This window comes from Streptomyces sp. NPDC006487, assembly GCF_042870555.1.
Lineage (GTDB): Bacteria > Actinomycetota > Actinomycetes > Streptomycetales > Streptomycetaceae > Streptomyces.
In genome coordinates, this window is record NZ_JBIAHN010000014.1 from 86,797 (window position 1) to 108,991 (window position 22,195).

At 74.2% G+C, this 22,195-nt stretch carries 23 protein-coding genes, 1 tRNA gene and 1 pseudogene; 13 read left to right on the forward strand and 12 right to left on the reverse strand.

Annotated elements, in window-relative coordinates:
* Window positions 1-12 precede the first annotated feature (12 nt).
* Window positions 13-891: an NAD(P)H-binding protein gene (locus ACFYM0_RS24995; protein ID WP_388505062.1), complete on the reverse strand. Its 879-nt coding sequence runs from the start codon at window positions 889-891 to the stop codon at window positions 13-15.
* Between the two features lie 102 nt (window positions 892-993).
* On the opposite strand from ACFYM0_RS24995, the gene ACFYM0_RS25000 reads away from it, so the two are divergent.
* Window positions 994-1,494: a MarR family winged helix-turn-helix transcriptional regulator gene (locus ACFYM0_RS25000; protein ID WP_388505064.1), complete on the forward strand. Its 501-nt coding sequence runs from the start codon at window positions 994-996 to the stop codon at window positions 1,492-1,494.
* Window positions 1,495-1,657: 163 nt separating this feature from the next.
* Window positions 1,658-2,962 (forward strand): MFS transporter, encoded by a 1,305-nt coding sequence (locus ACFYM0_RS25005; protein WP_388505066.1) that lies wholly within the window; start codon window positions 1,658-1,660, stop codon window positions 2,960-2,962.
* Here the strand turns inward: ACFYM0_RS25005 and ACFYM0_RS25010 are convergent.
* The 6 genes from ACFYM0_RS25010 to ACFYM0_RS25035 form a co-directional block, all read right to left on the reverse strand.
* Window positions 2,880-3,179, reverse strand: coding sequence for a hypothetical protein (locus ACFYM0_RS25010; RefSeq protein WP_388505069.1), 300 nt, complete (start codon window positions 3,177-3,179; stop codon window positions 2,880-2,882). The genes ACFYM0_RS25005 and ACFYM0_RS25010 overlap by 83 nt on opposite strands.
* Before the next feature lie 79 nt (window positions 3,180-3,258).
* Window positions 3,259-3,933 (reverse strand): NADPH-dependent F420 reductase, encoded by a 675-nt coding sequence (locus ACFYM0_RS25015; RefSeq protein WP_388505071.1) that lies wholly within the window; start codon window positions 3,931-3,933, stop codon window positions 3,259-3,261.
* Between the two features lie 113 nt (window positions 3,934-4,046).
* Window positions 4,047-4,688 carry a disulfide bond formation protein B gene (locus tag ACFYM0_RS25020; protein WP_388505073.1) on the reverse strand — a complete coding sequence of 214 codons (642 nt, stop codon included), beginning with the start codon at window positions 4,686-4,688 and terminating at the stop codon, window positions 4,047-4,049.
* 11 nt (window positions 4,689-4,699) lie between these two features.
* Window positions 4,700-4,864, reverse strand: coding sequence for a DUF5993 family protein (locus tag ACFYM0_RS25025; protein ID WP_327252879.1), 165 nt, complete (start codon window positions 4,862-4,864; stop codon window positions 4,700-4,702).
* An 89-nt stretch (window positions 4,865-4,953) separates the two neighbouring features.
* Window positions 4,954-6,330: a sensor histidine kinase gene (locus ACFYM0_RS25030; protein ID WP_388505076.1), complete on the reverse strand. Its 1,377-nt coding sequence runs from the start codon at window positions 6,328-6,330 to the stop codon at window positions 4,954-4,956.
* A gap of 7 nt (window positions 6,331-6,337) precedes the next feature.
* Window positions 6,338-7,027 (reverse strand): response regulator transcription factor, encoded by a 690-nt coding sequence (locus ACFYM0_RS25035; RefSeq protein WP_356508749.1) that lies wholly within the window; start codon window positions 7,025-7,027, stop codon window positions 6,338-6,340.
* A gap of 79 nt (window positions 7,028-7,106) precedes the next feature.
* Between ACFYM0_RS25035 and ACFYM0_RS25040 the strand changes: the two genes are divergently transcribed.
* Window positions 7,107-7,649, forward strand: a complete 543-nt coding sequence (locus tag ACFYM0_RS25040; RefSeq protein ID WP_388505079.1) for a hypothetical protein — start codon at window positions 7,107-7,109, stop codon at window positions 7,647-7,649.
* A gap of 41 nt (window positions 7,650-7,690) precedes the next feature.
* Window positions 7,691-9,193, forward strand: a complete 1,503-nt coding sequence (locus tag ACFYM0_RS25045; RefSeq protein ID WP_388505082.1) for a class I adenylate-forming enzyme family protein — start codon at window positions 7,691-7,693, stop codon at window positions 9,191-9,193.
* Window positions 9,194-9,200: 7 nt separating this feature from the next.
* Here the strand turns inward: ACFYM0_RS25045 and ACFYM0_RS25050 are convergent, their stop codons facing one another.
* Together ACFYM0_RS25050 and ACFYM0_RS25055 are read right to left on the reverse strand one after the other, a co-directional pair.
* Window positions 9,201-10,100 carry a spermidine synthase gene (locus tag ACFYM0_RS25050; RefSeq protein WP_388505085.1) on the reverse strand — a complete coding sequence of 300 codons (900 nt, stop codon included), beginning with the start codon at window positions 10,098-10,100 and terminating at the stop codon, window positions 9,201-9,203.
* Window positions 10,101-10,307: 207 nt separating this feature from the next.
* Window positions 10,308-10,763: a hypothetical protein gene (locus tag ACFYM0_RS25055; protein WP_388505087.1), complete on the reverse strand. Its 456-nt coding sequence runs from the start codon at window positions 10,761-10,763 to the stop codon at window positions 10,308-10,310.
* A 304-nt stretch (window positions 10,764-11,067) separates the two neighbouring features.
* Here ACFYM0_RS25055 and ACFYM0_RS25060 point away from each other — a divergent pair, with 304 nt between their 5' ends.
* Window positions 11,068-12,426, forward strand: coding sequence for a tetratricopeptide repeat protein (locus tag ACFYM0_RS25060; protein ID WP_388505090.1), 1,359 nt, complete (start codon window positions 11,068-11,070; stop codon window positions 12,424-12,426).
* 92 nt (window positions 12,427-12,518) lie between these two features.
* On the opposite strand, the gene ACFYM0_RS25065 is transcribed toward ACFYM0_RS25060, so the two are convergent.
* Complete coding sequence (locus ACFYM0_RS25065) at window positions 12,519-13,112, reverse strand: histidine phosphatase family protein (RefSeq protein WP_388505092.1); 594 nt, start codon at window positions 13,110-13,112, stop codon at window positions 12,519-12,521.
* A gap of 183 nt (window positions 13,113-13,295) precedes the next feature.
* Between ACFYM0_RS25065 and ACFYM0_RS25070 the strand changes: the two genes are divergently transcribed.
* From ACFYM0_RS25070 to ACFYM0_RS25085, 4 genes are read left to right on the forward strand one after another with little or no spacing between them, the layout of a single operon-like run.
* On the forward strand, window positions 13,296-14,375 hold the full coding sequence (locus tag ACFYM0_RS25070) for a phosphatase PAP2 family protein (protein WP_388505095.1): 1,080 nt from the start codon (window positions 13,296-13,298) through the stop codon (window positions 14,373-14,375).
* Entirely contained in the window at window positions 14,329-15,516 is a 1,188-nt protein-coding gene (locus ACFYM0_RS25075; RefSeq protein WP_388505098.1) for a hypothetical protein, read from the forward strand. Before ACFYM0_RS25070 ends, ACFYM0_RS25075 begins: the two co-directional genes overlap by 47 nt.
* Window positions 15,504-17,132, forward strand: a complete 1,629-nt coding sequence (locus tag ACFYM0_RS25080) for a hypothetical protein (RefSeq protein WP_388505100.1) — start codon at window positions 15,504-15,506, stop codon at window positions 17,130-17,132. Before ACFYM0_RS25075 ends, ACFYM0_RS25080 begins: the two co-directional genes overlap by 13 nt.
* Window positions 17,129-18,472, forward strand: coding sequence for an AAA domain-containing protein (locus tag ACFYM0_RS25085; protein ID WP_388505102.1), 1,344 nt, complete (start codon window positions 17,129-17,131; stop codon window positions 18,470-18,472). The genes ACFYM0_RS25080 and ACFYM0_RS25085 overlap by 4 nt, the downstream gene beginning before the upstream one ends.
* A 9-nt stretch (window positions 18,473-18,481) precedes the next feature.
* On the opposite strand, the gene ACFYM0_RS25090 is transcribed toward ACFYM0_RS25085, so the two are convergent.
* Window positions 18,482-18,970: a MarR family winged helix-turn-helix transcriptional regulator gene (locus ACFYM0_RS25090; protein WP_388505105.1), complete on the reverse strand. Its 489-nt coding sequence runs from the start codon at window positions 18,968-18,970 to the stop codon at window positions 18,482-18,484.
* A 129-nt stretch (window positions 18,971-19,099) separates the two neighbouring features.
* Here ACFYM0_RS25090 and ACFYM0_RS25095 point away from each other — a divergent pair, with 129 nt between their 5' ends.
* Entirely contained in the window at window positions 19,100-19,675 is a 576-nt protein-coding gene (locus tag ACFYM0_RS25095) for an NADPH-dependent FMN reductase (protein ID WP_388505107.1), read from the forward strand.
* A 9-nt stretch (window positions 19,676-19,684) separates the two neighbouring features.
* Here ACFYM0_RS25095 and ACFYM0_RS25100 read toward each other — a convergent pair whose 3' ends face one another.
* Window positions 19,685-20,947 carry a M20 family metallopeptidase gene (locus ACFYM0_RS25100; protein WP_388505110.1) on the reverse strand — a complete coding sequence of 421 codons (1,263 nt, stop codon included), beginning with the start codon at window positions 20,945-20,947 and terminating at the stop codon, window positions 19,685-19,687.
* A 105-nt stretch (window positions 20,948-21,052) separates the two neighbouring features.
* Between ACFYM0_RS25100 and ACFYM0_RS25105 the strand changes: the two genes are divergently transcribed.
* From ACFYM0_RS25105 to ACFYM0_RS25115, 3 genes and pseudogenes are all read left to right on the forward strand, one after another.
* Window positions 21,053-21,400: a hypothetical protein gene (locus ACFYM0_RS25105; RefSeq protein ID WP_327252896.1), complete on the forward strand. Its 348-nt coding sequence runs from the start codon at window positions 21,053-21,055 to the stop codon at window positions 21,398-21,400.
* Between the two features lie 135 nt (window positions 21,401-21,535).
* Window positions 21,536-22,121, forward strand: a pseudogene (locus ACFYM0_RS25110) (bifunctional DNA primase/polymerase).
* Window positions 22,112-22,185, forward strand: a tRNA-Lys gene (locus tag ACFYM0_RS25115). Before ACFYM0_RS25110 ends, ACFYM0_RS25115 begins: the two are co-directional and overlap by 10 nt.
* The last annotated feature ends 10 nt before the right edge of the window (window positions 22,186-22,195 follow it).

Here is a 22,195-nt window from a genome sequence, read left to right on the forward strand (position 1 = left end):
AGGAGGAAGGCCTTACGCCCGGAAGGCGTCCGCATGGTCCGCGCACCACGTCTCGAAGGTGCGCGGCGCGTGTCCGGTGAGCCGCTCGAGGTCGGCGGTGAGGTCGACGGGCAGGCCGTCCGAGGCGGACCAGAAGTCGAGCAGGGCCTCCGCGTACGGGCCCGGTATGTAGCCGTCGACCTCGGACTTCCACTGCTCGCGCGACACGGCCTCGAAGGGTATGGGCCGGCCGAGAGCGTCGCCCAGTACGGCCAGCTGGGCGGCGAAGGTCAGCGTCCGCGGCCCGGTCAGGGTGTACGCGCACCCTCCGAGCGAGGGGTCGGTGAGAACGGCGAAGGCGGCTTCGGCAAGGTCGGCCTCGTGGACCGGGTCGCTGTACGCACCCGGGTAGGGCAGGTGGACCGGGCGGCCGGATCTCATCGGCCAGGCCCATCCCAGGGCATTGCTCGCGAAGGATCCGGGGCGCAGCAGGGTGGTGCGCAGCGGGGAGGCGAGGAGGGCCCGCTCCACCGCGAGGTGGGCGGCCGCGAGGGGGCTGTCGGCGGCGCCGGGGGCCAGAACCGAGGAGGAGGACAGGAGGACGACGTGTTCCACGCCGGCGCTGACGGCCTCCTTCGCAAAGGCGTCGACGGCGGCGGCCTCGGCGTAGAGGAAGACGGAGCGGACACCGGCGAGGGCTTCGGGGAAGGTCGCGGGGTCGGTGAGGTCACAGTGGACTGTGCCGGGTGTGTCCGGCTCGCGGGATGCGAGGCGGTGCGGGACGCCCTGGGCGGTGAGGAGGGACGAGAGACCCCGGGCGACGGCGCCGCGGCCACCGGTGACGAGGACCTCCGGCGTGCTCAGCGTGCTCGGCGCATGCGACGTGCTCGGAGTGCTCGACGTGTTCGACATGGCGGATTCCTGCTCTTCCTACTCTAGACTGAGTACGTGACGCAGATTCTGCGTGGCGCAATCTCTGCGCCACACAGATAAATTTGGAGCACGGAGAAGCCGATGTCAACCGATTACGCTCGTTCGAGTGATGAGTGGACCCGCGCCGAGCTGCTCGCGCGCATCGTCACCGAGAGCCAGCGGCATTACGCCGACTACTCGCTCTTCAACCAGGCCATGGCCGACCACGTCGGCCTGCACCCCACCGACATGCAGTGCGTCGCCCTCCTCGACATGGAGCCCGGCCCGGTCAGCACCGGTGACATCGCCCGCCTCACCGGCCTGACCTCAGGCTCCGCCACCCGCCTCGTGGACCGCATGGTGAAGGCCGGCATCGTCGAGCGGCACGCCGACCCGAACGACCGCCGGCGCTCCCTCGTCGCCCTCTCCCCCGCCGCCCGCGACCGGATCGGCGCCGCCTGGGAGACCCCCGGCCGCGCCTTCGGCGCCGTTCTGGCGAGCTACTCCGACACCGAACTGGCCGTCATCGCCGACTACCTGCACCGTGCCTCCGAGGTCGGCCGTGCCCAGGCCAAGCGGCTGAACTCCAGCGACACCGACTGACACCCGGCTGCCCCCCCGGCGGCCCCGGTCGCTCCCCGGCCGACCGGGGCCGACCCCCGGCCGCCCCCTTCCGAACCCGCCGTTCCCGCGTTAGCGTCCGCCCCAACGGGCAACGGCGCGCGCCGGAGAAACGGGAGGGTCGGCGTGCGGCTGGAGGTTGTCCATGCCCACGCCCACGCCCCTGCCCGCGCCCACGCCCCCGCCCGCCCCCGCCGGCTACCGCGGGGTCTTCGCCCTCGGCGGCCGTGCCCTGCCCGTCCACGGGTTCCTCGCCCGGCTCCCCGCCGCACTGTGCCCCATCGGCACCCTGCTGCTCATCAACGAACGCGACGGCATCGGCGACGCCGGAACCATTGCCGCCGCCCTCTGGCTCGGCCAGGCCCTCGGCGGCCCTGTCATCGGCCGGCTCGCCGACCGGCGGGGCCACCGGCCCGTCCTGCTGGTCGCCTGCGCCGCGAACGCCGCCGTGCTCCTCGCCCTCGTCGCCGCCGTCCTCGGCGGACTGCCGCTCGCCGCCCGCCTCGTGCTCGCCGTCGCCGCCGGTCTCACGGCCGCTCAGGTCGGGCCGCTGGCCCGGGCCCGGTGGGTGCGGCTGGCCGGAGGGGACAAGGCCCTGGTCGGGGCCGCGCTCTCCTTCGACACCACCCTCGACGAAGTCGGTTTCATGGTGGGGCCCGCGCTGGCCGGCATCCTCGCGGTGACCGTCCATCCCGCGTCGGCACTGCTCCTCGCAGCCACCCTGGGCCTGGTGTTCGGAACGCTCTTCGCCCTGCATCCCACGGCGCCCGGCCCGACGGAACCGGACCCTGCCGCGCGGGGCGACGTACGACTGTGGTCTCCGGGGCTCGCGCTGCTGTTCGTCGTGGCCGTCCTGCAGGGCGCCGCGTGGAGCGGGGCCAATACCGGGGTCAACGCGCTCGCCGTGGCGGTCGGATCGCCCGGGGCCGCCGGGCTCGTATGGGCCGCCATGGCCGTGACCAGCTCGGTCGCCGGCTTCGTGACCGTGGCCCGGCCCGGGGCGGCCGGCCTGACCGTCCGGCTGCGCCGGACCATCGCCGTCCAGGCGCTGCTGACGCTCGCGCTGCTCGCCGTCTCCGGCCTGTGGGGCGCGGCCTTCGCCGTAGCTGGCATCGGACTGGCCGTCGCCCCGCACCTGATCGCTCTGTTCGGCCTCGTGGAACGGACCGGTCCCGCAGGGCGGATGGGCGAGGCCATGACCGTGGCCGGCAGCGGTCTGATCATCGGCCAGGCACTGGCCGCGGCGGCCGCCGGTCCGCTCGCCGCGGCCTACGGGTACCGGGCGGCCTTCGCCGTCTCGTGCGCGGCCGCGGCCGCCTCCGCGGTGCTGGCGTGGGCGGCCGCCGACCGGGTCCTGGGTCCGGGGCTCAGCCCGAACTCTTCATCGCCGCCAGCCCCTTCGCCAGGTCCTCGGCGTTCATCACCGGGGCGACCTCCAGCTCGGCGTTGAACTGGAGGAACAGGTCCTCCATCAGGGGCGGCATCTGGGCGCTGTCCTGGAGGTCGAAGACCATCCAGCAGGACCGGACACCCTCGTGGAGGCCGAAGTAGGCGGCCTCGGGCTTCACGGTCTCCATGAGCTTCTTCATGGCATCGGGAAGGGCGCCGCTCTTGATGCCCTCGTTCGTCGCCGCCGTGTCCATATGGGCCCTGAGCATGACTCTCATGCGCGGCTCCTTTCGTCACGGCCACCCTGAGCTCGGGTACCGGAGGCGGCAACATCTCCGCCTCCGTCCGGGCGCCGGGCTACTCCGTCCGGTTCGCTCCCTGGATGTGGAAGTTGAAGTCCGTGTGCCCGAGGGTCCCCATCAGCCGGAGCCAGACCGGCAGCAGCATCTCCGTACCGCGCGCCGTCTCGATGCCGCCCAGGTCGATGACGCTGTGCTCGCGCCAGTCGAAGGAGTACAGGAGCTCCCGTACGGCCTTCTTGGCCTCGGCGTCCTCACCCGAGAGGAAGACGGTGTGGTCGCCGGGGACCCTGGCCGGGTCGACCATGACCTGGCAGTTCATCGTGTTCAGCGTTTTGACCACGCGCAGCCCCGGGAAGGTCCGCTGGATCAGCTCGCCCAGGCTGTCGCTGTCCACCGGGTCGAGCCCGGGCGGGAACCCGTGGGAGAAGTCCAGCGGGTTCGCGATGTCGATCAGGATCTTGCCGTCCAGGTGCGCGGCGTCCGCCTCCGTCAGGGCGGCCACGCTGACCTGCCCGCCCGTGGCGTTGACGAGCGTCTCGCCCAGCCGCGCCGCCTCCGCGAAGCGGGCGAGCCCCGCCGCCGGGTGGGCCTGCTGCCAGGTGGCGTACTCGGTGCGCTCGAGGGTGGCCCCGGGGTCCCGGGTGCCGATGACGACCTCGTGGCCGAGGGAGAGCAGCCGGGCGGCCACCGTGCGGCCGACGATCCCGGTGCCGAGGACTGCGTAGCGCATGACGGCTTCCCATCGCATACGGAAGGAATCGGAGAGAACGAAGAAGGGCGGACCCACTCAAGCAGGTCCTGCGGATTCCCGCGCACGGGGCGTCAACTCCACGCCAACCTCAGCTAGTCCAGGATCCCCACGTCGTAGAAGAACTGGTAGCGCGTCGGGTCGTCCGGCAGGAACCAGTGGAAGCCCTCCTCCAGGAAGACGGCCACGAGGTTCACGGCGATCACCAGCCCCAGGAACCACAGCGCGGCCGTCCCCACCGCGCGGTACGGTCCCGGGTCCTCCGCCGGGACGGCCCGGTCCGCGGTGGCGTGCGCGAAGGCCAGGACGATGCCGACGGCGACCACCGAGGCCTGGAAGAGGATCAGCGCCCAGACGTAGAGGTGCAGGCCGAACACCTCGCTCCCGTACCCCTTGTCGCCCGGCAGGACGTGCAGCATCGTCTGCCGCCACGAGGCGAACGAGCCCGCGGTCACGGCGACCAGGGACAGGCCCCAGCCCATCATGTAGTCGCGGCCGGTCACCGCCCCGCGCGACAGCGCCGTCCGGATGATGTGGGCCGCCCCCATCGCCGCCATCAGCATGAACATCCGCTGCACGACGCAGAGCGGGCAGGGGTACTCCCACATCCCGAACTGGTAGAAGAGCCCGCCGCACACCACCCCGGTCCAGCCGATGGCGAAGGCGCACGCGAACCAGAACTGGACCCGGCCCAGCAGGCCGCCCTCCAGCTGCGCCTCCGGGAGGAGGCTGGACATCGCGGCCACGGTCAGTAGCTCAAGGTGAGGGCGAGGCTGCCGGTGATGTGGTGCGCCATCAGCAGGATCACGGCGAGAAGCATGAGCCACCAGGCGCCCAGCACGACGAACCGCGGGGCGTCCCGGTACATCGCGATCAGCGTGGCGAGGAGGCCGCCGAAGATGAGGGTGTCCATGGCGCGGACCGTACCGACCGGGGGACATACCGGACGCGCGGCGCGCCCCCGCCGGCCCCGGGGTTACGTCGGTTGCGCCGCCGCCGGCATCAGTTGCTTCGCCGCCGCTTGCGTCGGCTGCGTCCGGCGCGCCCCGAGTCTCCCCGCGCCCGCCCGTCCAGCGCGATCCACACCCGCACTTCGGTGCCGCCGAGCACCGAACGCCCCAGCCGCACGTCCCCGCCCGTCGACTCCGCGACCCGCCGGACGATGTCCAGCCCCAGGCCCGTGGACCCGTCGCGGCCGCCGTCGTTGCCGCGTCGCAGGGCCGCGTCCGGGTCGGCGATGCCGCCCCCCGCGTCCGAGACGAGCACGATGACCGCGTCCCCCGCGTCGTGGACGTCCACCGCGAAGGGGGTGCCTTCGGGGGTGTGCCGGAACACGTTGCCCAGCATGGCGTCCAGCGCCGCGGCGAGCTCCGGCCGGGCCACCGGGATCCGTACCGTACGGTCGACCCCCGCGAGCCGCACCTCGCGGCCCTCGTCCTCCGCCAGCGCCGACCAGAACCCCATCCGGTCGCGGATCACCTCGGAGGCGTCGCAGCCGGCGCCCGGCCCCTGCGCGGCGGCGGGCCGCTGCTCGCGGGCGGTACGGATGATCGTGTCGACCTCCCGCTCCAGCTGCTCCACGGCCGCCCGGGTGTGCTCCGCCGCCGGGCCGTCGCCGAGGGAGGCCGCGTTGAGCCTCAGGACCGTCAGCGGGGTGCGCAGCCGGTGCGAGAGGTCGGCGGCCAGCTCCCGCTCGTTGGCCAGGAGTTCCACCACCTGGTCCGCCATCGAGTTGAACGCGACGGCCGCCGAGCGGAGTTCCTTCGGTCCCTCCTCCGGGACCCGGGCCCCCAGCCGCCCCTCACCGAGCCGGTGCGCGGCGTCCGCGAGCCGCTCGGCCGGCCGCACCAGGCGGGCGCCGAGCCGGTCCGCGACCGCCACCGAGCCCACGACCAGGGCGAGGCCGACGCCCGCGAGGACGACCCAGGCGGTGGCGACGCCATTGCTGACCTCGCTCTCCGGCACGAGGATCTCCACCACGGCGATGTCTCCGGAGCCGAGCGCCACGGGCTGGAGCAGCGCGAAGCCGCCGCCCGCCACCGGGACGGTCGCGGCCCGCCCGATCCGCCGGGTCTCGAAGACGGCGCGGTCGCCGGCCCAGCCGTCGCCGATGTCCACGCGCGGGTCGTCCCCGACGGCCGGCACGTGGACGGCCATCCGCCGGTCGGCGCCCATCTGCGTGGACTCCACGGCCTTGCGCAACTGCACCGGGTCGGTGGTGATGGACAGCGTCGGCCCGATGGTGGCGGCCTGCCGCTCGGCGTTGGAGAACGCCCGGTCGCTGGCCATCTCCTGGACGACCAGCCCGAGCGGTACGGCGAAGGCCACGACCACCATCACGGTGACCGCGAGGCACACCTTGACCAGCGCCCACCTCATCGGCGCATCACTGCGGCGGCTCCAGCTTGACTCCGACACCCCGCAGCGTGTGCAGGTAGCGCGGGCTGGCGGCGGTCTCGCCGAGCTTGCGGCGCAGCCACGACAGGTGGACGTCGATGGTCTGGTCGTCGCCGTACGACTGCTGCCAGACCTCGGCGAGCAGTTCCCGGCGGGCCACGACCACGCCCGGCCGCCCGGCGAGGAAGGCCAGCAGGTCGAACTCCCGCCGCGTCAGGTCCAGCACCGCCCCGTCCAGCTCGGCCTGCCGGCGCAGCGGGTCGATGGCGAGTCCGCCGACGCGCAGCACGCGGGAGGGCGGTTCGGCCCCGGCGGAGGAGCGGGCACGGCGCAGGACGGCGGCCATCCGCGCGGAGAGGTGTTCCACGGAGAAAGGTTTGGTCAGGTAGTCGTCGGCGCCGTCGTTGAGCAGCCGGACGATCTCCGCCTCGTCGTCCCGGGCGGTCGCGATGATGACGGGCACGTCGGTGATCCCGCGCAGCATCTTGAGCGCCTCGGCCCCGTCCAGGTCGGGCAGTCCGAGGTCGAGGATCACCACGTCGAAGCGGTTGTGGGCGACCTCGCGCAGCGCCTCCAGGGCGGTGCCGACGCTGCGCACGGTGTGCGAGGCCTCGGTCAGGTGCCGGATGAGGGCGGAACGTACGAACTGGTCGTCCTCGACCACGAGCACACTAGCCATGGCCCGCACCGTAGCCCATTCGGGGGACGACGAGGGGTGCCGGTCCAGGTCTGGGGCAGGTGGTGCAGGATGTCCCCCGATGCGACGAGGACATGTCGGTAGAGCAGTCGGCCATGCGGGGGCCTGGACCCTGGCGACCGGCGCGGCGGTGACGCTGTCGTGGTGGGGCGTGCACTCGGTCATGTCCGGTACGGCCTACGATCCGCCGCTCGCGGTGCCACTGGCCGCGCAGCCCCTCTCCTCCTCCACCCACCGGGCGCAGCCGCCGGAGCCGACGCCTTCCCCCGCGCTGTCGCCGTCGCCCTCCGCGTCCGTGTCCACCGCGCCGGCCTCCCCTTCCGCCTCCGCGAAGTCCTCCGCGCCGCCCACCCCCCGTTCACAGCGGCAGGCACACCCGGGCGAGAACGTGAAGGCGTACAGCGTCTCGGGCGGCCGGGTCGTCTTCGATCTCGGCGCCGCCCCCGGCGAGCTGGTATCGGCGACCCCGCTGGCCGGCTGGCGGATGCAGGTCTGGAAGCAGCCGTTCTGGATCCGCGTGACCTTCACCCGGGACGGCCGCGAGGTGTCGGTGTTCTGCACCTGGCACGACCACCCGCCGCTGGTGGAGATCGTCGACCCGTAGGGCCCGTCGTCCCGACCCGGGCCGCCGGATACCGTGGCGCCATGAGCACCGGCGCGCGGTACGTCACCGACCTGATCGACGCCTGCGAGCGGTACGGCGACCGGCCCGCCTTCGGGTCCGGGTCCTGGGTCCTGACCCATTCCGAGGTGCTGGCCTGGACGTACCGGCTGGCGGGCGCCCTGGCCGAGCTGGGGATCCGGCGCGGCTCCGGGCTGGCCTGCGTATCGGCGGGCAATCCGCCCCGGACCCTGCTCGTACGGCTGGCCGCGCACGTGCTGGGGGCCCGGCTGACCCACGTGTGCGTCGGGCCCACCACTCACGGGCTCGACCACCTCCTACGGGACTGCGAGCCCGCCCTGATCGTCCACGACACCCCCGTGCCGCCGGGCCCCGCGGCCCGCATCGGCCTGGACGCGCTGCTGGAGCTGGCCTCCGCCCGGGAGGCCCTGCCCGTCGCGGTGGCGGCGCGCGGCGAGGACGTGGCCCGGGTGACCTACACGGGCGGTACGACGGGCCGGCCGAAGGGGGTGGCCTCGACGTTCGCCGCGATGGCGGCCCGTACGGCCACCCGCGCCGACTCCCCGGACACCGCGGGCTCCGCACCGCTGACGTTCGTATCGACCGACTCCCTCTCCCAGCGCTCCGGCGGCCGGTGCCTGGAGCAGCTGCGGGTCGGCGGCCGCTCCGAGATCCTGCACCCCTTCGGCACCCGGGAGTTCGCCGAGGCCTGCCGGCGGCTCGGGCCCGCGGCCACGTACCTGACGCCCTCGATGCTGTACCGCCTGCTCGACGACCCGGAGACCGCCGACGGAGTGCCGGGCCTGGTACGGGTCTCCTACGGCGACTCCCCCGTCCACCCGGAGCGGCTGCGGCGGGCGCTGACCCGGTGGGGTCCCGGGGTGCGCTGGACCCAGGGCTACGGGATGAACGAGGCCGGGGTCCTCAGCCGGCTCTCCCCGGCCGACCACGACGCCGCGGCCACCGACCGCCCCCACCTGCTCGGCTCCGTCGGCCGCCCGGCGCCCGGGGTGGAGGTCGAGGTACGGGGCTCCGCGCCGGGGGCCACCGGGGAGGTGTGGGTGCGCTCCCCGATGGTGATGGCCGGCTACCGCAACCAGCCCGCCCTGACGGCCGGGGTCCTGCACGACGGCTGGCTGCGCACGGGTGACGTCGGGCACTTCGACGCCGACGGGTACCTGTACCTCGACGACCGGGTCAAGGACGTGGTGATGGTGCACGGGGCGAACATCTACTGCGGCCCGATCGAGACGGCCCTGACCCGGCATCCCGCCGTGGCCCGGGCGGCCGTCGTGGGGCGGACGGACCCGGTCACCGGGGAGGCGGTGTGCGCCTTCCTCGTCGCGGCCCCCGGGCACGCCCCGACGGAGGAGGCCGCGGACGGGGCGTGCGCGCTGGTCGCGGCGGAGCTGGCGCCGGGGCAGCGGCCGGCGGCGGTGTTCTGGCTGCCGGCGCTCCCGCTGACGGACCGCGGCAAGCCGGACAAGCGGCGCCTGCGGGAGCTCGCGGCGGCCTCCGGGGAGTAGCCGGGGGTCAGCGGAAGACCGACGGCGGGGGCTCCGGCGAGGCCACCGCCGAGGCGTCCGAGACGGGGACGGCGCCGCCCGCGAAGTCGATGAGGGCGCGGCCGTGTTCGACCCGGCCGGGGTGCGGGTCGCTCGCCACCCGCCGGGTGAACTCCGCGACCGGGAGCTCCCGGTCGGCGGCCACCAGCACGGCGTTGCCGAAGCGTTTCCCCCGCCACACCACGGGGTCGGCGGCCAGCGCCAGTTCCGCGAACCGGGACGCGGCCGTGGCGATCTGGGCCCGCAGGTGGGAGAGCGGCGGACCGTCCGCCAGGTTGGCCACGTACCAGCCGCCCGGCGCCAGGGCCCGGCGTACGTCGTCCAGGAACTCGGCGCTCGTCAGGTGCGCCGGGGTGCGGGCCCCGCTGAACACGTCGGCGATCACCAGGTCGGCCCAGCCGTCGGGGATCTTCGCCAGCCCGGCCCGGGCGTCGACCGCGCGGACCCGGACCCGGGCCTGCGGGTCCAGCGGCAGGTGTTCCCGTACGAAGGCCACGAGCCCGGCGTCGATCTCGACGATCTGCTGCGTCGAGCGGGGGCGGGCGGCGGCCGTGTAGCGCGCGAGGGTGAAGGCGCCGCCGCCGAGGTGGAGCACGTTCAGGGGCTGGCGGGCGGGGGCGAACAGGTCGATCAGGTGACCGATCCTGCGCTGGTAGGCGAAGTCCAGGTGCCCGGGATCGTCCAGGTCCACGTGGGACTGCGGGGCTCCGTCGATCAGCAGGGTCCAGGCGCCGGGCCGCTCCCGGTCGGGCTCCAGCGCGGCGTGCCCGCCGTCCACCGGCCCGGCCGGCGCCTCGGAGGCGTTCCGGCCGCCGCGCCGCTTGTCGTTGCCCTTGTCGCTGCTTTTGCTTTTGCCCTTGCTCGCCACGCCCTCATTATGGCTGGTCAGGGCCCGACAGGCTCTAGGGCCTGTCGTCAAACTCCCGTCTGCCTCGCGACGCCTGGCACGCGCTCTCGCCGCACCGGACGGCAGCCAAGTACGTCCATACACGGGCTTCCGCCCGGCACGCCGAGAGCACGCACCAGACGCCGCGAGGCCGCCCTTCGGGCGACGACGGGAGTTTGACGACAGGCCCTAGCGGCAGTTGTCGGCGGCCTCGATCAGCCGGGCCGCCTCGCCGAGCGCCGCCCGCAGCACCTCCGGGTCGGTGACCGGCCCGACGGCCTCCGGCGGCAGGAGCCAGCCGGTGTCGCCCGCCGTGGGCGAGGTGTCGCCGAAGCGCATGCCGCGCCCGTTGGTGTGCGTACAGGCGCTGCCAGGGAGGTCCCAGGCGTCGGCCGTGCCGGGTGGGACGAGGAACCCGAGGGTGCTGCCGGAGCCGTCGTGCAGGACCGGGCCGACGCCGCCCGCGCGGCTGGCCTGACCGGCGGCACGCTGGATGATGTCGACGGCCTCCAGCCCCTGCCGGGTGGGCACGGTGACCAGGTCCGGGGCACCCAGGGCGAAGGACGCCCCACCCTCCACGAGGGACGCTCCGGTCCTCAGGGGCGCTCCGGGCTCGGGCGCGGTGTTCGTGTCCGTGCTCTCCATGCCGCCTTCCACCAAGGGAACCCCTCCTCGATCCGCGTACGAGCATCGCGGGAGCGGTTCCGGAAGCCGGCGGGCTTCCTCCCACTCCGCATGAGTTCAACGCACGGGAACGTCAACAGGTGCGGCGGCAAGACGCTGCAAAGGATGGCAGTTCATGGCGGATCGCGGGTGAGATATCCGTTTTGTAGCCAAACACCGCGTCAACCGACCACCGCTGGCGGTACGTTCATGCCCGCCGGGCAGCGCGTCACAGGCACCACACAGTCACCGGCAGCGCAATCACTTGCCCAGAGAGGCCGCGTCCATGGCGACGTCCCCCCACTCACCCAACACCCCCTTCCGGCGACTGCGCGGTCAGCACTCCCCGGCCGAGTTCGCCGCGTTGGTGCGCAGGGCGGCGAAGGAAATCGGAGAAACGGTTTCCTGCGACGCCCGTTACATCGGCCGGGTCGAGTCCGGCGAGATCCGCTGCCCCAACTACGCCTACGAGCGCGTCTTCCTCCACATGTTCCCGGGTCGCACCCTGGCCGACCTGGGGTTCTCCCCGCGCGAGACGGTACGGGGCCGGCTGGCGCAGCGCGAACAGGCGGCATCCTTCTCCGCCTTCGCCCCGCACCACCCCCACCCCCATCCCACGGGCTTCCCCGCCCCTTCGCGTTCCAAGGAGAGCGACGTGCTGCGTCGCGCGTTCATGGCGGGGGGCTCCGCGACCGTGGCGGCCGCGACCCTCAGCCTCACCCTGCTCGGCGACACCCGCCGGCTCCCCTCCCGCGCCGGCGAGTCCGAGGCGGCCGCCGTCGAGGACGCCGTACGCCAGATCCGGCTGCTGGACGACCGGCACGGCGCCGACGCCCTGTACCGGCGGGCCGCGGAACCCCTGCGCACGGCCTACGCGTTGCTCGACGCGGGTGCGACCCGGCAGTCCACCGAGGACCGGCTGCACGCGGGCGCGGGCGAGCTGGCCATCTCGGTGGGCTGGCTCGCGCACGACTCGGGCCGCTTCGACGACGCCCGCTCGCACTACGCGGAGGCGCTCGCCACGGCCAGGGTCTCCGGGGACGCCGGCCTGGAGGCGCACGCCTTCAGCAACATGGCCTTCCTCGCCCGGGACTGCGGGCGGCCCCGCGAGTCGGTACGGGCGGCCCAGGCGGGCCGCCGCGCCGCCCGTTCGCTCGGTTCCCCGCGGCTGCTGTCGCTGCTCGCCCTGCGGGAGGCCGGCGGCTGGGCGGGACTGTCCGACCGCAAGGCCTGCGAGGAGGCGCTGACCCGGGCGCACACGGAGTTCTCGCGCGGTGAGGCGGGGGCGGACCCCGAGTGGATGTCCTTCTTCGGCGAGGCCGAGCTGGAGTCCCTGGAGTCCCGCTGCTGGGCCGCGCTGGGCGAGCACGCGCGGGCGGCCCGGCACGCCCGCCGGGCGGCGGATCTCCAGGATCCGCACTTCGCCCGCAACGTCGCCCTCTACACCGCCGAACTGGCCGACAACCTGGCCCACGCGGGCGCCCCCGACGAGGCCGCCTGGGCGGGCGGCCGGGTGCTGGAACTGCTGGAGGAGGTCCAGTCGACCCGCATCCAGTCGATGCTGGCGGCGACGGCCCGCACGCTGGTCCCGCACCAGCGCTCGCCGCGCGTGGGCTCGTTCCTCGCCCGGCACGCGTCGGCCTGACTCTCCGGAGGGGCGGACAGGGGCGGCGCGCTGCGCACGAGCCCCTGGGGCTCCGCCCCGGAACCCGCTCCTCGAACGCCGGAGGGGCTGGATTACTCCAGGTGTCCCGTGTCGTTCCAGCGTTCCAGCGCGGGGGCACCGTACGCCCAGCCCAGGACCGACAGCGAGGTCGGCTCCAGCCGGATGCGGGCGCCGAAGGAGGCGTCGAAGCCGAGCCAGCGGGCGGCCAGGGTGCGCAGGATGTGGCCGTGCGCGAAGACGAGGACGTCGCGTTCGGCCGAGCGGGCCCAGGTGACGACCTCGTCCGCGCGGGCCGAGACGTCCGCGACGGACTCGCCTCCCGGGACCCCGTCGCGCCAGATCAGCCAGCCGGGCCGGACCGCCTGGATCTCGGCAGGGGTCATGCCCTCGTAGTCGCCGTAGTCCCACTCCATCAGCGCGTCCCACGGGTCCGCCTGCATGCCGAAGCCGGCCAGGTCGCAGCTCTCGCTGGCCCGCACGAGGGGGCTGGTGCGCACCTCCAGCCCGCGCAGGCTCGCCCAGGGGTCGCGGGCGAGGCGCTCGCCGAGCAGCTTCGCGCCCCGCTTCCCCTCCTCCAGCAGGGGCACGTCCGTGCGTCCGGTGTGCTTGCCGAGCTGGGACCACGCCGTCTGGCCGTGACGGGCCAAGAGGATGCGGGGGGCCATATGAGTTCTCCCGGTCGAGGGGGCGAGTGGGGTGGGAAGATCAGGACGGTCGGGGCGGTCGGGACGGTCGGAGAACCGGCGGCCCGACCATTCGCACTGCTTTGCGGTGGTTCCGCCACCGCTCCATCATCCATCAGGTGAACGCCACGCAACCCTCTCGTCTTCACACACGTCATACGCCGTATGACTAATAGGCGGCAGCCTCCGCGTTGGTGGGCCGAACTGCTGATCCTGGGCATCGTCTACGCCGCGTACTCGGGAGGCAGACTCCTCGCCCGGGGTGACGTCGGGCTGGCCGTGGACCACGGGCTCGCGATCCTGCGCATGGAGGAACTCCTGGCCCTCGATCTGGAGCGGCCGCTCAACCGGCTGTTCACCGGCCAGGCGGCCCTCGGCATACCCGCCGACTTCGTCTACGCCTCCCTGCACTACCTCGTCACCCCGGCGGTGCTGGTCTGGCTCTACCGGCGCCGTCCCCAGCAGTATCGATTCGCCCGCACCTGGCTGATGCTCTCCACCCTCCTCGGGCTCGTCGGCTTCGCCCTGGTGCCCACCTGCCCGCCCCGGCTGCTCGACGCCTCGTACGGCTTCACCGACACGATGGCCCACTACAGCGCCTACGGCTGGTGGGGCGGGGAGGCCAGCGCCCCGCGCGGGCTCGGCTCCTTCACCAACCAGTTCGCCGCCATGCCCAGCCTGCACGTGGGCTGGGCCCTGTGGTGCGGGGTCGCGCTGTGGTGCTGCGCGCGCCGGCCGCTGGTCCGGGCGCTCGGGGCCGCCTACCCCGCCGTCACCACCGTGGTGGTCATGGGCACGGCCAACCACTACTTCCTCGACGCCGTCGCCGGGGCCGCCGTGATGGGGGCCGGCTACCTCGCGGCCCGCGCCCTGCCCGCCGGAATCGCCCGGGTCACCGGCGCGACCGGCGCCACCGGCGCCACCGGCGCCACCGGCGCCACCGGCGCCACCGGCGCCGGACTCCCCTCGTTCGGCGGGTCCAGCAGGTCCGCCGCGCCCGTTCCGCACACCACCCGAACAGCGGGTTTCCGCGGTAAGTCCACGATTGTCAGTGGCGGATGGGAGACTTCCGCGGGTGAGCTCCTACCCGTCCAGCGGTCAGCCGCCGCAGACCCCGCCGCGGTCCCCCGGGCCGACGGCGCAGCCGGCGGCATGGCGGACCGCGCAGGCCGCGCAGGCACCGCAGGCCGCGCAGCCGATGACTCCCCCGAATCCCCCGAAGACGCTGCGGCAACGGCTCGCTGATCTGCGCGGCCCCGACGTCGCACCGCGCCCGCTCGACGCCCGCGCACTGGCGGCCCTCGCCGCCAACCCGGGCTGCGGCAGACGCGCCCTGCTCGACGGCGCCGGCGTGGACAAGACCGTCCTCGCGGCGTCCCTCGGCTCCCCCGCGGCCTTCGGGCAGTCACAGTTCGCCATCGTGCGCGGCAACTCCTTCGAGGCCAAGGTCAAAGGCGACGGCGGAGCCGAGCTCCTGCGGCTGGTGTACGAGCACCTCGGCGCGGGATCCGGTGGCGCGGCCGACCCGCCCGGACCGGACGCCCTCACCCCCGACCTCACCGCCGCCGGCCCCCAGGGCCGCGCCGCCCGCACCGCGCTCGCGCTGCGCGAGGCGACCGCCGCCGGGGCCTGGACCCTGCTCGACCACCCCATGCTCGCGCTGGAGGTGGCCGGCTCCCCCGCCTACCTGGAGCCGGACGCCGTCGTCGTGCACCCCGACGGGCGCTGGACCGTGGTGGAGATCAAGTCGTTCCCGGTGATCGACGGGTCCGCCGACGCCGCGAAGGTGGGCGCCGCCGCCCGCCAGGCCGCGGTCTACGTCCTGGCCCTGGAGACGACCGCCGCGAAGGTGGCCGGCGCCGAGGTCGGACACACCGTGCTGCTCGTCTGCCCCAAGGACTTCTCCAACCTGCCCACCGCCGCCCCCGTCGACATCCGCCGCGAGCGGTCCGTGACCCGGCGCCAGCTGGAGCGGCTCACCCGGGTCGAGGAGCTGGCCGGGGCCCTGCCCGAAGGCCTCACCTTCGATCCGGCGTGCTCCGCCGAGGAGCTGACCGAGGCCGTGTCGGCCGTGTCCGCCTCCTACGCCCCCGAGTGCCTGGCCGCCTGCGAGCTGGCCTTCCACTGCCGGGAGCGGGCGCGCGGGGCCGGCGAAGTGACCGCGCTCGGCCGCTCCGTGCGGGGCGAGCTGGGCGGGCTGACCACGATCGAGGCCGCCCTCGCGGCGGCCTCGGGCGCCGCGGCTCCGGACGGCACCGCTCCCGATGACGCGGCCCCCGAGGACCCCACGGCCGCCGCGCTGCGCCGGGCCGCCCGGCTGCGCGCCGAGGCGCTGGAGCAAGCCCCCGCCCGCATCCGCCCGAAGGTCGTCGCATGTCCCTGCTGAACACCCTGGCCCGGCTGGAGGCCGTCCGCGCAGGGCGGGCCCAGCCACTGGCGACCGTACGGCACCGGCACCTGTCGGAGCGGCCGCTGGTCTTCGTCCCGCTGACCACGGCGGGCGAGGCCGGGGCTCCGCTCGGCGCCATGGTCGGCACCGATCCGGACCGCCCGCACGTCCTGGCCATACCGCAGCCGCGCGACCGGGACCTGCGGTGGGAGTTCCTGGCGGAGCTGGCCGGGCACGTGGTCCCGTACATCGAGGGGTACGCGGACGCCGTCGAGCCGGTGGAGCGCACCGAGACCGACCCGGAGTCGGGCAAGCGGGTCAAGGTGGAGGCCGAGCTGTGTCTGGACGCTCCGCAGCTGATCGTGCCGAGCCGCGCGGGCATCGAGTACGTCCGGCTGCTGGGGCGGTCCATGCGGTTCCGGCGGACCGCCGAGGAGGACCCCGAGCACCCGTACCCGGCGCCCGCGCAGGTGCCGCTGCTGGGGCGCTGGTTCACGCACCTCGCCGAGCGCTCGCGGGTGCCCGGTTCCTCGATGCTGCTGTCGGCGACGGACCTTCTCTCGCGGCACTGGGCGACCGGTCAGAGCAATCTGGAGGACCAGCACCTGGGCGCCCTGCTGGCGTGGATCGACCCGCCGGAGGGGGAATCGGGCGCCGAGCGGGCGCTGCGCGCGGAGCTCGGCCGGGATCCGCAGGGCCTGCTGCTGTTCCCGCCGGCCGGTCCGGCCACCGATCCGGCCTTCGACAACAAGCTGCTGGCCCCGGCGATCGCGAAGTTCGACGCGGCGCGGGCGGCTGAGGCCGCGGCCACGGGCGGGAACGGCGACGGACGGCGCGCGGCCGCCGAGCAGGCGGTCCGGCGGCTGGTCGTGGAGCAGATGGAGGGCACCTGGCGGGCGGTCTGGGAATCGATCGCCCTGCTGCGCGAACTGCCCCCGGGCCGGCGGACCGAGGACCGCTGGACCGGTGACCGCTGGTCGTACACCGGCCACCGGGACCGGGTCCGGGCGGGCGAGGGCCCGCAACCGCGCCGCGACGACGCGGTGACGGCCGCTCGCAAGCTCGCGACGCGGGAGACCGAGCAGGTGCGGCTCGACGCCCAGGAGGCGCTGGACGACCTGCTGGTGATGGCGGGGCGGCGGCTCTCGGGCGAGGCCTTCGCCGGGGAGGTCACCGAGGTGGTCATGGAGTGGACGGAGTCGAAGCGGCCGAGCCCGCGCCCGCTGGTGTGGGTGGCGACGGAGGACCGGCCGCAGCTCACCGACGGCGGCGAAGGCGGCAGCGGCGGCGGCAGTGTCGGGGGGCCGAAGGTGTACCGCTCGCTCGACGGGCGCCCGCAGAGCGCGCAGTTCGTGCGCCGGGAGGAGGACGGCCGGCTCGTGCTGCGCGTCCTCGACAAGATGGGCCGCGGCAAGGACCCGGAGCCGGGCTCGGTGCCGGAGAAGGGCGACCGGGTGTGCTGGACGCTGTTCGAGCACGATGCGCGCGGCGGCCCGAAGCTGCCGGACGCCGAGCGGACCCCGTGGACCCACGGCGGGCCGCCCGCGCACCTGACCGGTGACGCGCCCGCGCTGCCGCTGCCCGATCCCGTGACCGCCGAGGACCTCCTGTGAGCACCGCGAGCACCGCTTTCGATCCGGGTGCGGCCGCCGGCCGGGCCACCGATGCCATCCTGCGCGACACCCTGCACGGCGGGGCCCGGGGCGTGGTCGTCGACTCCCCGCCCGGGGCCGGGAAGTCCACCCTGGTGGTACGGGCGGCCCGGGACCTGGCGGCGGCCGGGCGCCGGCTGATGGTGGTCGCGCAGACCAATGCGCAGGTCGACGACCTGGTGCTGCGACTGCACGCGAAGGATCCGGAGCTGAAGGTGGGCCGGCTGCACAGCAGCGAGGGCGACGCCTACGATCCGGCCCTGCGCGAGCTGGACTCGGTGGTCCTCTCGGCGAAGCCGGGGGACCTCGCGGGGCTGCCCATCACCATCTCGACGGCGGCCAAGTGGGCGTGGGTCAAGGACGTGGAGCCCTGGGAGCACGCCATCGTGGACGAGGCGTACCAGATGCGTTCGGACGCGCTGCTGGCCGTGGCGGGGCTGTTCGACCGGGCGCTGTTCGTGGGCGACCCGGGACAGCTCGACCCCTTCAGCGTGGTCGGCGCCGAGCAGTGGGCGGGCCTGTCCTACGACCCTTCGGCGTCGGCGGTGTCCACCCTCCTCGCGCACAACCCGGACCTGCCGCAGCACCGGCTGCCCGTGTCCTGGCGGCTGCCTGCTTCGGCCGCGCCGCTGGTCTCCCGCGCGTTCTACCCGTACACGCGGTTCCGCAGCGGTACGGGGCCGGGCGAGCGGCGGATGTCCTACGGGGTCGCGGGCGACGGATCGGGACCCGACCGGGTGCTGGACGAGGCCGCCGAGTCGGGGTGGGGGCTGCTGGAACTGCCGGCCCGGCACACCCCGCGCACGGACCCGGAGGCGGTCCGGGCGGTGGCCCTGGTGGTGCGCCGGGCGCTGGACCGGGGTGCGGTGACGGTGGACGAGCAGGCGGGCGGCCCGTCCCCGCTGACGGCTGACCGGATCGCGGTGGGCACCGCCCACCGGGACCAGGCGGCGGCGGTCCGGGGGGCGCTGTCCGCGCTCGGGGTCACGGGGGTCACCGTGGACACGGCCAACAGGCTCCAGGGCCGCGAGTACGACCTCACGGTGGTCCTGCACCCCCTGTCGGGCCGCCCGGACGCGACCGCGTTCCACCTCGAGACGGGCCGGCTCTGCGTCCTGGCCTCCCGGCACCGGCACGCCTGCGTGGTGGTGGCCCGGGCGGGGATAGCGGAGCTCCTGGACGCCCACCCGTCCTCGGAACCGGTGCAGTTGGGCGTGACCATGAAATTCCCGGACGGCTGGGAGGCCAACCATTCGGTGCTGGCCCACCTGGCGGAACACCGGGTGGTCTGGCGGCCGTAGCCCGGCGGGTCAGCGGGTCTTGCGCTCCACGCCGAGGCGGGTGCGGAGCAGTTCGCCCACCTCGGCGAAGGTGCGCAGCTGTTCCGGGGTCAGGATGTCGATCAGGTGGCGGCGCACGGATTCCACGTGGAGCGGGGCGGCCGTCGTGATCGTGGTGACGCCCTGCTCGGTGAGCACCACTTCGGCGCCGCGGCCGTCGTGGGCCACTTCTTCGCGGCGGACGATGCCCCGTTGCTCCATCCGGGTGAGCTGGTGGGAGAGCCGGCTGCGGGACCACTGCATGAGGACGGCGAGGGCGCTGATGCGCATGCGGTGGCCGTCGGTGGAGCCGAGGACGGACAGGACGTCGTAGTCGGCTTCGGAGAGCCCGCTGTCCTGGGTCAGGTCGCGCGCGATATCGGCGTTGACCAAGGGGAACATCCGCCGCCAGGCGTACCAGGCCTGCTGTTCGGGCTCACTGAGCCAGCGCGGTGCGGTCCCGCTCTCGTTTTCGGTCATGGTCGAAGTCTAGACCGGTACGTGACACGTCACCTACCTGGTTGACACGTCACCCACCTCTGCGCTCTCATAGGTGACACGTCAACAAAACCCTCTCCACACCACCGCCCCGGCCGCGAGGAGCCCGTCATGAACTCCCACCCGATCCGCCTGCACGTCATCTCCGCCTCCGTCCGCCCCACCTCCGCCGCCCGCCCCCTGGCCCGCTGGGCCGCCGACCAGGCCAGCGCACACGAGGAGGGGCGCTTCGACGTCACCCCGGTCGACCTCGCCGAGATCGCCCTGCCCTTCCTGGACGAGCCCGAATACGCCTCCACCGGGATCTACACCCACCCCCACACCCGCGCGTGGAGCGCCCTGGTCGACTCCGCCGACGCCTTCCTCTTCGTCCTGCCGATGTACAACGGCGGCTTCACCGCCCCCTTCAAGAACGCCATCGACTTCCTCTACGGCGAATGGCAGGGCAAGCCCGCCGGGCTGCTCTCCTACAGCGCGGGCGGCTCCGGCGGCGCCCCGGCCGGCCGGATGCTGCGGCCCGTGCTGGAGGCCGTCGGCATGGTGCCCGCGGAGGCCTCGGCGGCCGTCCCGGGCATCGGCGGGCTGGTCACGGCCGAGGGGTTCCGGGCGCCGGAGGGCCTCGCGGGCGAGCTCGCCGCCGTACTGGACGAGCTCGCCGCCCTGGCGAGGACCCCGGTCAGCGCGTGACGGGGGCCGTCAGCGCGTGACGAGGGCCCCCGTCAGATGGTCGTACGCGGCGTGCGCGTGCAGCCGTACGCCCGTGATCAGGGTGTCGTCGTCGGCGTAGAAGGCGGGGTGGTGGTTGCCCACCAGACCCCGGCCTCCGGGTACGGCCACCGGTTCGCCGCTCGCCGGGTCCAGGGCGGTGTCCTGGACGCCGAGCATCACGTACAGCCCGCCGAAGCGGGTGATGAATTCGGAGACGTCGTCGTAGCCGAGCGTGCCGCCGACCTCCACCACCCGGTCGGAGCCCGCGACCCGGCGCAGCGTGGGCAGCGCGGCCTCGACCCAGGCCGCTTCGTTGCGTACGGCGGGCACGTCCTGGAGCAGCTCGACGGTCGCAGAGGCGCCGTAGGCCTCGGCCGTGTGCTCGGCCAGCACCGTCAGGCGGCGTTTGACCTCGGGCATGTCCCGCTCCTCGGCGCAGCGGATCGTGCCCCACAGGGTGACGCTTTCGCCGATGACGTTGTACCGGCCGACGTCCTCGATGTGGCCGATGGAGACCGTGACCGGGGAGAACGCCGAGACCTGCCGGTAGAGCTGACCGATCCCGGTGAGCAGTGCCCCGACGGCGGGCATGGGGTCGATGCCGTGCCAGGGCGAGGAGGCGTGGGACTGCCGGCCGGTGACGGTGACGCGGACCAGGCAGGAGGCCCCGTACATCGGGCCGGACTTGTACCCCACCCAGCCCTTGGGGTGCGGGGTGACGTGCATGCCGAAGGCCATCGTGGGGACGGGGTCCTCGAAGGCCCCCTCGGCCACCATCAGCCGCGCCCCTCCCTCCTCGCCGACCGGCGGGCCCTCCTCGGCGGGCTGGAACACGAACAGCACCGTTCCGGGCAGTTGCTCCCGCACCCGTACGTCGGCCAGTGCGCGCGCGGCTCCGAGGAGCATCGCGGTGTGGCAGTCGTGGCCACAGGCGTGCGAGGCCCGGCCGGTGGCGGCGAAGTCCGTGCCGCAGCGGTCGGGGACGGGCAGCGCGTCCATGTCCGCCCGCAGCGCCGCCACCCGGTCCCCGGGGCGGCCGCCGCGCAACACCCCGACCACCCCGTGCCCGGCGATGCCGGTCCGCACCTCGTCGAGTCCGAACGCGGCGAGCTCCCGCGCCACGAGCCGCCCGGTGGCGGCCTCCCGGTTCGGCAGCTCCGGATTTCGGTGGAGGTGACGGCGCCAGCCGATCACCTGCTCGATGCCCTCGTCGCAGAGCTTGTCCAGCGTCTCGTGCACACCATCGGTCATACGCACGTTCTAGCCCATGGGCCGGGACCCTCGGGCGCCCTTGCGCGAAGCTGGACAATGGACGGTGGCCCGGAAGCATTTCCCACGTCCAGCAGGAGGACACGCATGGCAGAGCCCGAGCGGACCGAGCGGAGGCTGCGGCCCGCGCAGTTGCTCTTCGAGCCGTCGGAGACCGTCACGGACCCGGAGCACTTCTTCGACCTCGAATCGATCGACGACCCGCGGGAGCTGCTGGCCCGGGCGACGGAGCTGACCCTGGCGTTCCGTGCCGCCCAGGAGCGGGCGGTGGAGTTCCAGGCGGTGGCGGCGGCGCAGCTCGCGGATCCCCGGCGGTTCGACCGGCTGCCGGCGGCGGCGATCGCGGAGCAGGCGGAGTGGACCGAGGACTACGCCCGCAAGATGATCGAGTTCGGCGAGTCCCTGCTGCGGGGCACCACCCCCGAGGGCGCCTGAGGACCCGCCCGGCCGCGCCCCCCGCCGCGCCCCCCTGGCATATGCGGGGCGCAACATACCCCAGTCCGGCCCGGCCTGTCCCGGTTTCCCGTAACTCCCGGAGATCGGTTCGCTACCCCGGGTAGACCTGAAGGCATGACGACCCTGACCGGATGCCCCGCGCTCGACCTGCGGACGACGACGACCGCCTCCGCGACCCACGTCACCCCGGCCGGCGCCGCCTGGCTGGCCTCGGCCTCCGCCCAGCCCGGAGGCACGCTGGCCGCCTGGCAGGCCCGTCCCACCGCGCCGGCCGTGCTGCCCTGCGGGACCGCCTTCGACGTCGTCAACGTTCCCCTCGTCCTCGGGCGCCGGATGCTCGACCTGCTCTGGGCCGAAGGCCCCGGCTCCGGGCCGGCCGCCGTGCACCGCGGGCGGACCCTGCTCTTCGCCGCCCCCGGCACCGCCCACCGGCTCCCGGCCCTGCTGGCCTGGGAGGAGTGGAGCACCCCCGTGCCCGCCCCGCTCTGCCACGGCCGCGGCGATGCCGTCACCGTGCCCCCGCTGGCCGCGGTCGGAGGACCCTCGCGCTGGCTCGTGGCGCCCGACACCCGGCTGCCGTGGCTGCCCGGACCGGAGGCACTGCTGTGGGCGTTCGTCCGTGCCACCCGAGCTGCGGATATCGATTTTTCCGATCCCCGGTCGGGGTGCTAATGTCTTCCTCGTCACCAAGCGCCGCTAGCTCAGTTGGTTAGAGCAGCTGACTCTTAATCAGCGGGTCCGGGGTTCGAGTCCCTGGCGGCGCACAGACGGAGA